Genomic DNA, 14,210 nt, shown 5'->3' with positions numbered 1-14,210 from the left:
AGCTGCTTGCAATGATTGGTGCCCTGCATGGGGTGTCTGGTTGTTGTCAGTGTTGCCCATTGCGCAGGCGTTTGTTCTGCGGTGGGTGCTCATGGGTGGAATATCAACGAATCATTTTTTTGGCATGGCTTTCGTGGTTGTGTCCTGGTGCTAGTACGGCGGTTCGTGCTCCTGCTTTGTGTGGGGGTGTGGGTTGTTGGGAACGTGTCCGGGGTGTGGCTGGTGGGGGTTGTGTTTGGCGCACTGTTGGGTCCTGAGGCAACAGGACCTTTTTGCAGCAATGCAGGGGGGCACTTCTGGTGTTTCTTTTGTTCCTGCAGCCGGTTCCTCCGGTCTTTGTGTTGCGGCCTGCGTGTGTGGGTTGTGGCGGGTTGGGGGGTTGGTTGATGGGGTTGTTGTTTGAGAACTACATAGTGGACGCGAGCATCTGGGACATACACGCTTTGGTGTGTGTGTTCCATACAGCAATTTCTTATGAATGAACCTTGGGCCGTAGTGGCTCGTGGTTCTCTCGAGTAAGTTTTTGATCATGTTTGTGTGGTCAAGTTTTTAAGGGCACACGGTGGATGCCTTGGCATTAGGAGCCGAAGAAGGACGTAGGAATCTGCGATAAGCCTGGGGGAGTTGATAACCGAGCGTTGATCCCAGGATGTCCGAATGGGGAAACCCCGCACAACGCTGTCATGGTGATTGTGTGACCCGCATCTGAACACATAGGGTGCGTGGGGGGAACGCGGGGAAGTGAAACATCTCAGTACCCGCAGGAAGAGAAAACAAGAGTGATTCCGTTAGTAGTGGCGAGCGAACGCGGATCAGGCTAAACCGTTTCCATGTGTGATAGCCGGCGGGCGTTGCATGGGCGGGGTTGTGGGACTTTCCGTTCTGGTTCTGCCGGGCCAGTGAGGTGAGAGTGCGTGCATAGGTGAACGGTCTTGAAAGGCCGGCCAGAGAGGGTGTGAGCCCCGTAACCGTAATGTTGTGTGCCGCCTGGAGAGTATCCCAAGTAGCACGGGGCCCGAGAAATCCCGTGCGAATCTGTCAGGACCACCTGATAAGCCTAAATACTTCCTAATGACCGATAGCGGACCAGTACCGTGAGGGAAAGGTGAAAAGTACCCCGGGAGGGGAGTGAAACAGTACCTGAAACCGTGTGCTTACAATCCGTCGGAGCAGTCTTGTTACTGTGACGGCGTGCCTTTTGAAGAATGAGCCTGCGAGTTAGTGTTACGTCGCGAGGTTAACCCGTGTGGGGTAGCCGTAGCGAAAGCGAGTCTGAATAGGGCGAGTGTAGTGGCGTGATCTAGACCCGAAGCGGAGTGATCTACCCATGGCCAGGTTGAAGCGACGGTAAGACGTCGTGGAGGACCGAACCCACTTCAGTTGAAAATGGAGGGGATGAGCTGTGGGTAGGGGTGAAAGGCCAATCAAACTCCGTGATAGCTGGTTCTCCCCGAAATGCATTTAGGTGCAGCGTTGCGTGTTTCTTGCCGGAGGTAGAGCTACTGGATGGCCGATGGGCCCTACAAGGTTACTGACGTCAGCCAAACTCCGAATGCCGGTAAGTCAGAGCGCAGCAGTGAGACTGTGGGGGATAAGCTTCATAGTCGAGAGGGAAACAGCCCAGACCACCAACTAAGGCCCCTAAGCGTGTGCTAAGTGGGAAAGGATGTGGAGTTGCGAAGACAACCAGGAGGTTGGCTTAGAAGCAGCCATCCTTGAAAGAGTGCGTAATAGCTCACTGGTCAAGTGATTCCGCGCCGACAATGTAGCGGGGCTCAAGTACACCGCCGAAGTTGTGGATTTCACACAGTACCCTAGCCTTCGTGGTTCAGGGGTGTGGAGTGGTAGGGGAGCGTCGTGTGGGCAGTGAAGTCGCGGTGGAAACCAGCGGTGGAGCCTACACGAGTGAGAATGCAGGCATGAGTAGCGAAAGACGGGTGAGAAACCCGTCCGCCGAATGATCAAGGGTTCCAGGGTCAAGCTAATCTGCCCTGGGTAAGTCGGGACCTAAGGCGAGGCCGACAGGCGTAGTCGATGGACAACGGGTTGATATTCCCGTACCGGCGAAAAACCGCCCATGCCAAGCGGGGGATACTAACCGCCCGGAGCCTGCCCGCTCACCCTTGTGGTGTTGTGGGTTTTGGCCGAGCGCGGGACCTGATCCCGGGAGGTAAGCGTATTAACAGGTGTGACGCAGGAAGGTAGCCGGGCCGGGCGATGGTTGCCCCGGTCTAAGGATGTAGGGTCAGGGATAGGCAAATCCGTTCCTGTGTGCTTCGAGCACGTTCCTGAGATCTGATGGGACTCCCGTAAGGGGGGATCCGGTGATCCTATGCTGCCAAGAAAAGCATCGACGCGAGGTTTTAGCCGCCCGTACCCCAAACCGACACAGGTGATCAGGTAGAGAATACCAAGGCGATCGAGAGAATTATGGTTAAGGAACTCGGCAAAATGCCCCCGTAACTTCGGGAGAAGGGGGGCCTGCCCCGTGATGGAGACTTGCTCTCCGTGAGCGGGTGTGGGCCGCAGAGACCAGGGGGAAGCGACTGTTTACTAAAAACACAGGTCCGTGCGAAGTCGCAAGACGATGTATACGGACTGACTCCTGCCCGGTGCTGGAAGGTTAAGAGGACCGGTTAGCCACTTGTGGCGAAGCTGAGAATTTAAGCCCCAGTAAACGGCGGTGGTAACTATAACCATCCTAAGGTAGCGAAATTCCTTGTCGGGTAAGTTCCGACCTGCACGAATGGAGTAACGACTTCCCCGCTGTCTCAACCATAAACTCGGCGAAATTGCAGTACGAGTAAAGATGCTCGTTACGCGCAGCAGGACGGAAAGACCCCGAGACCTTTACTATAGTTTGGTATTGGTGTTCGGAGTGGCTTGTGTAGGATAGGTGGGAGACGTTGAAACCCGGACGCCAGTTCGGGTGGAGTCATCGTTGAAATACCACTCTGGTCACTTTGGACATCTAACTTCGGCCCGTGATCCGGGTCAGGGACAGTGCCTGATGGGTAGTTTAACTGGGGCGGTTGCCTCCTAAAAAGTAACGGAGGCGCCCAAAGGTTCCCTCAGCCTGGTTGGCAATCAGGTGTCGAGTGTAAGTGCACAAGGGAGCTTGACTGTGAGAGAGACATCTCGAGCAGGGACGAAAGTCGGGACTAGTGATCCGGCGGTACATTGTGGAATGGCCGTCGCTCAACGGATAAAAGGTACCTCGGGGATAACAGGCTGATCTTGCCCAAGAGTCCATATCGACGGCATGGTTTGGCACCTCGATGTCGGCTCGTCGCATCCTGGGGCTGGAGTAGGTCCCAAGGGTTGGGCTGTTCGCCCATTAAAGCGGTACGCGAGCTGGGTTTAGAACGTCGTGAGACAGTTCGGTCCCTATCCGCTGCGCGCGCAGGAAATTTGAGAAGGGCTGTCCTTAGTACGAGAGGACCGGGACGGACGAACCTCTGGTGTGTCAGTTGTACTGCCAAGTGCATCGCTGATTAGCTACGTTCGGATGGGATAACCGCTGAAAGCATCTAAGCGGGAAGCTCGCTTCAAGATGAGATTTCCATACACATTATGTGTGAGAGGCCCCCAGCCAGACCACTGGGTTGATAGGCCGGATGTGGAAGCGAGGACTAAAGACTCGTGAAGCTGACCGGTACTAATAGGCCAACAACTTACACCACACACAAAACACTGCACGCGTCCACTATGTGGTTCCCGAACAACAACCGTTCCAGGAACCAACAACAACTACATAACACCACAGTTGTAACCACAAGCTTCCCACCCACCCCCACACCAACGCGGGGTTGGGACGGGTAACAGAGTTACGGCGGTCATAGCGTGGGGGAAACGCCCGGTCCCATTCCGAACCCGGAAGCTAAGACCCACAGCGCCGATGGTACTGCACCCGGGAGGGTGTGGGAGAGTAGGACACCGCCGGACAACCATTAACGAAGAGCCCCAACCACGGTTGGGGCTCTTCCATTTAAGCAAGCCAGCCACGTAACGCTAACGCGCGGCTCTATGGCAGCACGATTCATCGGTCCAGCTGAAGCCGCGACCAAGCCCAGAGGGTAAGCGCGCCGAAGGTGAGCGGTATCCCAAGTGTGAGAGCTAGGGCTGCCGGCGGTACGGTATCGGGCGCTATCGCCCAGAGTGCGGGGGCTGCGATAGGAAACCAGGGGCCTGCGCCCACGAGGACCGCCACCTGCGTGCCTGCCATGACACCCACGGTTAGGCCAATTCCGCTGAGCACACCACGTCCCAAAGTCGCCGACCAGGCTGCGGGCGTAGCGACCAAGGCGGAAAGGACGATGAGAGGGTGAATTCGACCCAGCCCTGCTAGTTCAGTGGAGTTGGGCCATCCGAAGCCCAGGATCAGTCCAAGTGCCACTAACGTGGCGGTCAGAAGGACAGCGACGGCGAACGACCAGCCAGCGAAGACGATGAGCTTGGCTAGTGCGACCGTAGGTCGGCGCACGGGCAAGGCAAAGAGGCCGGAGATCGTACCGTCGGTGAATTCCCGACCATACATCCAGGCCAAGACAATGCCGAAGGCCAGTACGCTGCCTGCGGCGGTGATTTGCTGTGCCGAGGCAAGGTACCCGGTCCAGCCACCCTGGGAGGCGAGCGGTCCGAGCTTGGCGAGTGCAGCCTGGTTGCCGGACCGCGCAGCCAGTGCGAATCCGGAAGCAAGTGCGTTGACACCGAGGATCAGGATGGATCCGGCCCCGAGGACCGTACGGGACAGTCGCATCTTGCGGGCTTCGACGACGACTGCGGCCGTAAGTCCTTCGAATGGTTTGCTCATGTCGGTACCTCCGGTGTTTCCAGCTCTTGGCCGCTGTCGTCGCTGTGGACAAGGGCAAAGAATTCACGTTCTATATCCGTGCCCTTCGGATCGATGGTTCCAATAACGCGGCCGGCGTTGATTACCGTCACCCTGCTTGCCACTCGCGCTACCTCATCCAGGTGGTGACTGGAGACAAGTACACCGGCCCCATGCGCTGCGCGCCGCAAGAGACTCTCGCGCAGAAGGATGACTCCGGCGGGATCCAAGGCGTTTGTGGGCTCGTCGAGCACTATCAACTCTGGATGGTGCTGGAGCGCGGACGCGAGTCCCAATCGTTGGCGGTTACCGAGCGAAAGCGACCGAGCCGAAATGGGCGCGTATCGGCGCAGAGCCAGCTCGTCGAGCACGGCCTCTACGGCGGCGCTGATGTCCCCGTATGGAACACCGTGGAGGAGAGCGCCAATCTCAAGATTGGCCTGGCCGGTCAACTCACCGTAGGCGAGTGGGCATTCGATAAGGTGCCCTACCCGACGCCATATGTCCGGCCCGGCTGCGTTCAACCCTTGCCCGAAAATAGTCACGTCGCCTGAGTCGGGTCTGATCTGCCCCAGCAGCAGTCTCATGAGTGTTGATTTTCCTGCACCATTCAATCCGACCAAGGCATGAATCTCGCCTGCAGAGACGCTGAGGTCAATGCAATGCACACCCTCGCCGGATCCGTAGGACCGCGAAACGGAGCGGGCTGCTAAGAGAATCTCAGGCATGCGATGCCTCCAGAACGTCCAGGGCGCTCTCGATGGTGCCACTCAGGGTCGCCTCCTCCTGCAGCGACCACTCGATGAGGGCCACGGACATTGCGGCGATGACGGCTGCGGCCGCAACCCGCGACTCGAGGGGATCGGCGCCTTCCGCGATCAGGGCATCGGCAATGACTTTTTCCGTCCGGGCGTTGCTTCTGGCCACGGCGGCACGAAGCCCGGGCGTTGCCGCCACTATGCGGATGCGTCTCCTTGTGAAGTCGCTCGCGGGCTCGGGAAGATCACGCCAGACTGCGCGGATTCCATTGATGATGCGGCGGAGACTGCGTTCCTCCGGCTGTTCCAGAACAGCAGTTGCGAGTAGCGGATCGTAGGGATCATCAAGAAGCAGCTGATCCTTGGTGCTGAAATGCCGGAAGAAGGTCATCTCAGTGACCCCGGCCGCGGCAGCGATCTCAGCCGCAGTGGTCTGGTCGTAGCCGTTGCGTTCGAAAAGTTCCAGTGCAGCGTCAATAAGGCGCGCCCGAGTGCGCGAAGCCCGAGCACTTGATTGGCGTTGTAGGTCCATAGCCGAATGTTAGTGACTAACAATTGACTCGCGCAAGAGCCAGTTTCACACCGCACCCCCGCTTCGCGGACTGACTGCCTCCAGGGTCCTGATAGGGGCTGACTCGAGCAATGAAGACTCGCCTGGCCCCGCTCCACGCGGAGTCCTTGTAGGTGGTGTTCGACGGGGGTTTGGGGGTTGGTGTGGGGGTGTTGGGTGGTGGATTTGCGTTGGGGTTGTGGGGCGTGTATTGTTTTCTGAGTCGCCGGGTGCGAAACGGAAAGCTGGAAGGTGTGTACGGTTCGGTAGGCGGCCAAAAATAACTCTTCTTTTCCAATGGCCCTGTTGTGGTGCGCTGCTTTGTGTGGTGTTCCGGTGGGGTGATGTTTTGGGGGGTCTGTTGTTTGAGAACTCAATAGTGTGCCAAGTTTGTTGATACCGATTGTTTTATTGATTGGTTGAAATTTTGCCAGGTTGCTGCGCACCCCCGTGTGTGGTGGTCTGGTTTTCAGCTGGTTTCGAATTTTGTGCAGCCGTGTTTGCCGTTATTTCCGGTGGGTGTGGTTGTGTCTGTTTGATTTTGTTTTACTTCAACGGAGAGTTTGATCCTGGCTCAGGATGAACGCTGGCGGCGTGCTTAACACATGCAAGTCGAACGATGATCCCAGCTTGCTGGGGGATTAGTGGCGAACGGGTGAGTAACACGTGAGTAACCTGCCCTTGACTCTGGGATAAGCCTGGGAAACTGGGTCTAATACCGGATATGACTCCTCATCGCATGGTGGGGGGTGGAAAGCTTTTGTGGTTTTGGATGGACTCGCGGCCTATCAGCTTGTTGGTGGGGTAATGGCCTACCAAGGCGACGACGGGTAGCCGGCCTGAGAGGGTGACCGGCCACACTGGGACTGAGACACGGCCCAGACTCCTACGGGAGGCAGCAGTGGGGAATATTGCACAATGGGCGCAAGCCTGATGCAGCGACGCCGCGTGAGGGATGACGGCCTTCGGGTTGTAAACCTCTTTCAGTAGGGAAGAAGCGTAAGTGACGGTACCTGCAGAAGAAGCGCCGGCTAACTACGTGCCAGCAGCCGCGGTAATACGTAGGGCGCAAGCGTTATCCGGAATTATTGGGCGTAAAGAGCTCGTAGGCGGTTTGTCGCGTCTGCTGTGAAAGACCGGGGCTCAACTCCGGTTCTGCAGTGGGTACGGGCAGACTAGAGTGCAGTAGGGGAGACTGGAATTCCTGGTGTAGCGGTGAAATGCGCAGATATCAGGAGGAACACCGATGGCGAAGGCAGGTCTCTGGGCTGTAACTGACGCTGAGGAGCGAAAGCATGGGGAGCGAACAGGATTAGATACCCTGGTAGTCCATGCCGTAAACGTTGGGCACTAGGTGTGGGGGACATTCCACGTTTTCCGCGCCGTAGCTAACGCATTAAGTGCCCCGCCTGGGGAGTACGGCCGCAAGGCTAAAACTCAAAGGAATTGACGGGGGCCCGCACAAGCGGCGGAGCATGCGGATTAATTCGATGCAACGCGAAGAACCTTACCAAGGCTTGACATGAACCGGAAAGACCTGGAAACAGGTGCCCCGCTTGCGGTCGGTTTACAGGTGGTGCATGGTTGTCGTCAGCTCGTGTCGTGAGATGTTGGGTTAAGTCCCGCAACGAGCGCAACCCTCGTTCTATGTTGCCAGCGGTTCGGCCGGGGACTCATAGGAGACTGCCGGGGTCAACTCGGAGGAAGGTGGGGACGACGTCAAATCATCATGCCCCTTATGTCTTGGGCTTCACGCATGCTACAATGGCCGGTACAAAGGGTTGCGATACTGTGAGGTGGAGCTAATCCCAAAAAGCCGGTCTCAGTTCGGATTGGGGTCTGCAACTCGACCCCATGAAGTCGGAGTCGCTAGTAATCGCAGATCAGCAACGCTGCGGTGAATACGTTCCCGGGCCTTGTACACACCGCCCGTCAAGTCACGAAAGTTGGTAACACCCGAAGCCGGTGGCCTAACCCTTGTGGGGGGAGCCGTCGAAGGTGGGACCGGCGATTGGGACTAAGTCGTAACAAGGTAGCCGTACCGGAAGGTGCGGCTGGATCACCTCCTTTCTAAGGAGCTGCTTGCAATGATTGGTGCCCTGCATGGGGTGTCTGGTTGTTGTCAGTGTTGCCCATTGCGCAGGCGTTTGTTCTGCGGTGGGTGCTCATGGGTGGAATATCAACGAATCATTTTTTTGGCATGGCTTTCGTGGTTGTGTCCTGGTGCTAGTACGGCGGTTCGTGCTCCTGCTTTGTGTGGGGGTGTGGGTTGTTGGGAACGTGTCCGGGGTGTGGCTGGTGGGGGTTGTGTTTGGCGCACTGTTGGGTCCTGAGGCAACAGGACCTTTTTGCAGCAATGCAGGGGGGCACTTCTGGTGTTTCTTTTGTTCCTGCAGCCGGTTCCTCCGGTCTTTGTGTTGCGGCCTGCGTGTGTGGGTTGTGGCGGGTTGGGGGGTTGGTTGATGGGGTTGTTGTTTGAGAACTACATAGTGGACGCGAGCATCTGGGACATACACGCTTTGGTGTGTGTGTTCCATACAGCAATTTCTTATGAATGAACCTTGGGCCGTAGTGGCTCGTGGTTCTCTCGAGTAAGTTTTTGATCATGTTTGTGTGGTCAAGTTTTTAAGGGCACACGGTGGATGCCTTGGCATTAGGAGCCGAAGAAGGACGTAGGAATCTGCGATAAGCCTGGGGGAGTTGATAACCGAGCGTTGATCCCAGGATGTCCGAATGGGGAAACCCCGCACAACGCTGTCATGGTGATTGTGTGACCCGCATCTGAACACATAGGGTGCGTGGGGGGAACGCGGGGAAGTGAAACATCTCAGTACCCGCAGGAAGAGAAAACAAGAGTGATTCCGTTAGTAGTGGCGAGCGAACGCGGATCAGGCTAAACCGTTTCCATGTGTGATAGCCGGCGGGCGTTGCATGGGCGGGGTTGTGGGACTTTCCGTTCTGGTTCTGCCGGGCCAGTGAGGTGAGAGTGCGTGCATAGGTGAACGGTCTTGAAAGGCCGGCCAGAGAGGGTGTGAGCCCCGTAACCGTAATGTTGTGTGCCGCCTGGAGAGTATCCCAAGTAGCACGGGGCCCGAGAAATCCCGTGCGAATCTGTCAGGACCACCTGATAAGCCTAAATACTTCCTAATGACCGATAGCGGACCAGTACCGTGAGGGAAAGGTGAAAAGTACCCCGGGAGGGGAGTGAAACAGTACCTGAAACCGTGTGCTTACAATCCGTCGGAGCAGTCTTGTTACTGTGACGGCGTGCCTTTTGAAGAATGAGCCTGCGAGTTAGTGTTACGTCGCGAGGTTAACCCGTGTGGGGTAGCCGTAGCGAAAGCGAGTCTGAATAGGGCGAGTGTAGTGGCGTGATCTAGACCCGAAGCGGAGTGATCTACCCATGGCCAGGTTGAAGCGACGGTAAGACGTCGTGGAGGACCGAACCCACTTCAGTTGAAAATGGAGGGGATGAGCTGTGGGTAGGGGTGAAAGGCCAATCAAACTCCGTGATAGCTGGTTCTCCCCGAAATGCATTTAGGTGCAGCGTTGCGTGTTTCTTGCCGGAGGTAGAGCTACTGGATGGCCGATGGGCCCTACAAGGTTACTGACGTCAGCCAAACTCCGAATGCCGGTAAGTCAGAGCGCAGCAGTGAGACTGTGGGGGATAAGCTTCATAGTCGAGAGGGAAACAGCCCAGACCACCAACTAAGGCCCCTAAGCGTGTGCTAAGTGGGAAAGGATGTGGAGTTGCGAAGACAACCAGGAGGTTGGCTTAGAAGCAGCCATCCTTGAAAGAGTGCGTAATAGCTCACTGGTCAAGTGATTCCGCGCCGACAATGTAGCGGGGCTCAAGTACACCGCCGAAGTTGTGGATTTCACACAGTACCCTAGCCTTCGTGGTTCAGGGGTGTGGAGTGGTAGGGGAGCGTCGTGTGGGCAGTGAAGTCGCGGTGGAAACCAGCGGTGGAGCCTACACGAGTGAGAATGCAGGCATGAGTAGCGAAAGACGGGTGAGAAACCCGTCCGCCGAATGATCAAGGGTTCCAGGGTCAAGCTAATCTGCCCTGGGTAAGTCGGGACCTAAGGCGAGGCCGACAGGCGTAGTCGATGGACAACGGGTTGATATTCCCGTACCGGCGAAAAACCGCCCATGCCAAGCGGGGGATACTAACCGCCCGGAGCCTGCCCGCTCACCCTTGTGGTGTTGTGGGTTTTGGCCGAGCGCGGGACCTGATCCCGGGAGGTAAGCGTATTAACAGGTGTGACGCAGGAAGGTAGCCGGGCCGGGCGATGGTTGCCCCGGTCTAAGGATGTAGGGTCAGGGATAGGCAAATCCGTTCCTGTGTGCTTCGAGCACGTTCCTGAGATCTGATGGGACTCCCGTAAGGGGGGATCCGGTGATCCTATGCTGCCAAGAAAAGCATCGACGCGAGGTTTTAGCCGCCCGTACCCCAAACCGACACAGGTGATCAGGTAGAGAATACCAAGGCGATCGAGAGAATTATGGTTAAGGAACTCGGCAAAATGCCCCCGTAACTTCGGGAGAAGGGGGGCCTGCCCCGTGATGGAGACTTGCTCTCCGTGAGCGGGTGTGGGCCGCAGAGACCAGGGGGAAGCGACTGTTTACTAAAAACACAGGTCCGTGCGAAGTCGCAAGACGATGTATACGGACTGACTCCTGCCCGGTGCTGGAAGGTTAAGAGGACCGGTTAGCCACTTGTGGCGAAGCTGAGAATTTAAGCCCCAGTAAACGGCGGTGGTAACTATAACCATCCTAAGGTAGCGAAATTCCTTGTCGGGTAAGTTCCGACCTGCACGAATGGAGTAACGACTTCCCCGCTGTCTCAACCATAAACTCGGCGAAATTGCAGTACGAGTAAAGATGCTCGTTACGCGCAGCAGGACGGAAAGACCCCGAGACCTTTACTATAGTTTGGTATTGGTGTTCGGAGTGGCTTGTGTAGGATAGGTGGGAGACGTTGAAACCCGGACGCCAGTTCGGGTGGAGTCATCGTTGAAATACCACTCTGGTCACTTTGGACATCTAACTTCGGCCCGTGATCCGGGTCAGGGACAGTGCCTGATGGGTAGTTTAACTGGGGCGGTTGCCTCCTAAAAAGTAACGGAGGCGCCCAAAGGTTCCCTCAGCCTGGTTGGCAATCAGGTGTCGAGTGTAAGTGCACAAGGGAGCTTGACTGTGAGAGAGACATCTCGAGCAGGGACGAAAGTCGGGACTAGTGATCCGGCGGTACATTGTGGAATGGCCGTCGCTCAACGGATAAAAGGTACCTCGGGGATAACAGGCTGATCTTGCCCAAGAGTCCATATCGACGGCATGGTTTGGCACCTCGATGTCGGCTCGTCGCATCCTGGGGCTGGAGTAGGTCCCAAGGGTTGGGCTGTTCGCCCATTAAAGCGGTACGCGAGCTGGGTTTAGAACGTCGTGAGACAGTTCGGTCCCTATCCGCTGCGCGCGCAGGAAATTTGAGAAGGGCTGTCCTTAGTACGAGAGGACCGGGACGGACGAACCTCTGGTGTGTCAGTTGTACTGCCAAGTGCATCGCTGATTAGCTACGTTCGGATGGGATAACCGCTGAAAGCATCTAAGCGGGAAGCTCGCTTCAAGATGAGATTTCCATACACATTATGTGTGAGAGGCCCCCAGCCAGACCACTGGGTTGATAGGCCGGATGTGGAAGCGAGGACTAAAGACTCGTGAAGCTGACCGGTACTAATAGGCCAACAACTTACACCACACACAAAACACTGCACGCGTCCACTATGTGGTTCCCGAACAACAACCGTTCCAGGAACCAACAACAACTACATAACACCACAGTTGTAACCACAAGCTTCCCACCCACCCCCACACCAACGCGGGGTTGGGACGGGTAACAGAGTTACGGCGGTCATAGCGTGGGGGAAACGCCCGGTCCCATTCCGAACCCGGAAGCTAAGACCCACAGCGCCGATGGTACTGCACCCGGGAGGGTGTGGGAGAGTAGGACACCGCCGGACAACCATTAACGAAGAGCCCCAACCACGGTTGGGGCTCTTCCATTTAACACACCACGTAACGCTAACGCGCAGCCCAGAAGCCGGCCAACCGGGAAGCCAGGACCCGGCCCTGTTCAAAGCCGACACGAGCGGCGGCCGGCCTTAGGGAAAAGTCCATCGCATTGACGCCGAACATATGCTCGGCTTCGCTGTCCGGGATGACTGTTTCCACCTGGCTGCCGCCGGCGCGCAGGGCGTCCACTTGGCAAGCGAGATGCATGCCCCATTCAGCAGGAGTCCGGGTTCGCCCACCGAAGGGTGACAACACCAGCACGCTTCCGTATCCGGCCGCCAGGTCCGCATTCTCGGCGTTGGTACGGTAGCCGCCGTCGATGTATTGCTCGTCGCCGATGCTGTAGGCAAAACCGCTGGCGCAGCTGGCAGCCACTGCGTCCACGAGATCCACGCCGCTCTCCCGGTCGAACACCACCGGTTCACCCGTCCGGGCATTGACGGCTGTCAGGAGAATCGCTCTTTCCGGCCACTGGGCTTGCGGCAAGCGGGTTGCCACTGTGTCCCGCCAGCGCGCGCTGGCACCTTCCATGGAAGCGGCGATCTCTACGGCGGCCGCTCCAAGCCGCCGGCGCATGTCCGCCATGTCGGAGGAGGCCTTCATGATATTGCCGGTTCGCTCCATGTGATCCACCACGGGTCTTGTGGCAGTGCGTCCCGTTTCCATATTTGGTCCGGGCACGGAACGAACGGGCACGGCGGCAGCTTGGCGGGGTGCGGACTTATGAGCGCCTGCGGGTTTCTGTGGGACCGAATTGAGCATGGCTTCAAAGAGCTCGACAGGGCTGGCTCCGGCCAGTTGGGCCGCCGCGGTGGACCCCGCTGATGTGCCGATGGTGAGCTCGGGGGTGGCGACATCCAGTCCGGCGTCGAAAAGGCCAGCGACGACGCCGATGAGCCATGCGTTGCCTGTGGAGCCGCCGCCGCCAAGGACCAATGCCCGCTGCCTGTTGGACGGTTGCTGGACGGCGGAGCCGGACTCAACCTGGGACTGGACGGTGCCCGCGCGGCCGGATGCCGCCGTCGAACTGTTGCTAAAAGGTGAAGAAGAGGAAGTGTTCAAGTGAACGCCTTTCGCGATGTGCGTGACGGGCGCTCCTGATAGCGACCAGCTTAGTCGCGGGATCGTGGAATGCAGGGAGCGCCCACGGTGGATACTGCGTACATGGGTCTCACCTCCTGCCGATTGTTCACGATCACCCGAAAGCTATCACTCTGCGGCCACCTGCGCAATTGGCCAAGGAGCCGGCGGTAGAGTCTGGGGATGAATCTCGTGCGAAGTGTGCCCATCGGCCAAGGCCATAGTGGTGACCAGTTGCTTCTTCGTCCACTTGAGCTTTCAGACGCCGCGGATTTGGCTGGCGCGTACCTGCGTAATCGCGGACATCTGGCGCCCTGGGAGCCCACCCGCGACGACGGATTCTTCACCGAGCATGGCCAGGAAGCCGTCATTCGCGCCAAGATCGACCAGTACGCGGCCGGCAGCGAAGTGCCCTGGGTCATCACCGGCGACCGGGGCGTTTACGGGATGATTACATTGACCGGCATCGTCCGAGGTCCCTTCCGGAATGCCAACCTTGGCTATTGGATCGACCAGAACTGTACAGGCAGGGGCGCCGCGTCAGGTGCGGTAGCCGCCGTCGTCGATATGGCCACACAGGAACTGGACCTCCACAGGATCCAGGCCGCAACCCTGCTCCACAACGCCCCGTCGCAGGCTGTCCTGGGGCGCTGCGGCTTTGACAGGATCGGCGTAGCGCCGTCCTACCTTCAGATCGCTGGCGAGTGGCAGGACCACGTTTTGTTCCAGCGCATCCTGTTCTGACCGGCACGGCGCAGGAGCAGCGGCAAGGACGCAGGGTACGCCAAGGGCTTAAATGGCTCCAAAAACCCCGAAATTCCGGTGATTTTGGTCAAAAAGGCGCGGAAACACGCGGAATTTGCTGGCCATGGCATCGCAAGCTGGTAAGTTTTCGAACAGTGGCTTGCTCGCATTCCG

At 57.7% G+C, this 14,210-nt stretch carries 5 protein-coding genes and 5 rRNA genes; 6 read left to right on the top strand and 4 right to left on the bottom strand.

From position 1 onward, the window contains the following. The first annotated feature begins 539 nt into the window (after window positions 1–539). Window positions 540–3,683: ribosomal RNA gene (locus tag ACNAOU_RS20010) — 23S ribosomal RNA — on the top strand. 145 nt (window positions 3,684–3,828) lie between these two features. Further along, window positions 3,829–3,945 (top strand): 5S ribosomal RNA (gene rrf, locus ACNAOU_RS20005). Window positions 3,946–4,039: 94 nt separating this feature from the next. Here the strand turns inward: rrf (ACNAOU_RS20005) and ACNAOU_RS20000 are convergent. From ACNAOU_RS20000 to ACNAOU_RS19990, 3 genes are read right to left on the bottom strand one after another with little or no spacing between them, the layout of a single operon-like run. Further along, a complete protein-coding gene (locus ACNAOU_RS20000) occupies window positions 4,040–4,813 on the bottom strand; it encodes an ABC transporter permease (protein WP_064723917.1) in 774 nt (257 codons plus the stop codon). Further along, on the bottom strand, window positions 4,810–5,559 hold the full coding sequence (locus ACNAOU_RS19995) for an ABC transporter ATP-binding protein (protein WP_422757586.1): 750 nt from the start codon (window positions 5,557–5,559) through the stop codon (window positions 4,810–4,812). Before ACNAOU_RS19995 ends, ACNAOU_RS20000 begins: the two co-directional genes overlap by 4 nt. Continuing rightward, window positions 5,552–6,121: a TetR/AcrR family transcriptional regulator gene (locus tag ACNAOU_RS19990; protein WP_422757585.1), complete on the bottom strand. Its 570-nt coding sequence runs from the start codon at window positions 6,119–6,121 to the stop codon at window positions 5,552–5,554. Before ACNAOU_RS19990 ends, ACNAOU_RS19995 begins: the two co-directional genes overlap by 8 nt. Window positions 6,122–6,690: 569 nt before the next feature. Here ACNAOU_RS19990 and ACNAOU_RS19985 point away from each other — a divergent pair. The 3 genes from ACNAOU_RS19985 to rrf (ACNAOU_RS19975) all read left to right on the top strand — a co-directional run bounded on the left by ACNAOU_RS19985 (window position 6,691) and on the right by rrf (ACNAOU_RS19975) (window position 12,160). Continuing rightward, window positions 6,691–8,209, top strand: a 16S ribosomal RNA gene (locus ACNAOU_RS19985). A 545-nt stretch (window positions 8,210–8,754) separates the two neighbouring features. Continuing rightward, a 23S ribosomal RNA gene (locus ACNAOU_RS19980) occupies window positions 8,755–11,898 on the top strand. A gap of 145 nt (window positions 11,899–12,043) precedes the next feature. After that, window positions 12,044–12,160 (top strand): 5S ribosomal RNA (gene rrf, locus ACNAOU_RS19975). Together the 16S, 23S and 5S rRNA genes form the textbook arrangement of a ribosomal RNA operon. Before the next feature lie 61 nt (window positions 12,161–12,221). Here rrf (ACNAOU_RS19975) and ACNAOU_RS19970 read toward each other — a convergent pair. Further along, window positions 12,222–13,274, bottom strand: a complete 1,053-nt coding sequence (locus ACNAOU_RS19970) for a patatin-like phospholipase family protein (RefSeq protein WP_422757584.1) — start codon at window positions 13,272–13,274, stop codon at window positions 12,222–12,224. Window positions 13,275–13,475: 201 nt separating this feature from the next. Between ACNAOU_RS19970 and ACNAOU_RS19965 the strand changes: the two genes are divergently transcribed. Continuing rightward, window positions 13,476–14,036 (top strand): GNAT family N-acetyltransferase, encoded by a 561-nt coding sequence (locus ACNAOU_RS19965; RefSeq protein WP_055972987.1) that lies wholly within the window; start codon window positions 13,476–13,478, stop codon window positions 14,034–14,036. Window positions 14,037–14,210 lie beyond the last annotated feature (174 nt).

Source organism: Paenarthrobacter sp. C1 (assembly GCF_049315185.1).
In the GTDB taxonomy this organism is placed as follows: domain Bacteria; phylum Actinomycetota; class Actinomycetes; order Actinomycetales; family Micrococcaceae; genus Arthrobacter; species Arthrobacter nicotinovorans.
Note: the sequence above shows the minus strand (reverse complement) of the source record. Positions and strands in the feature narration are given on the sequence as shown.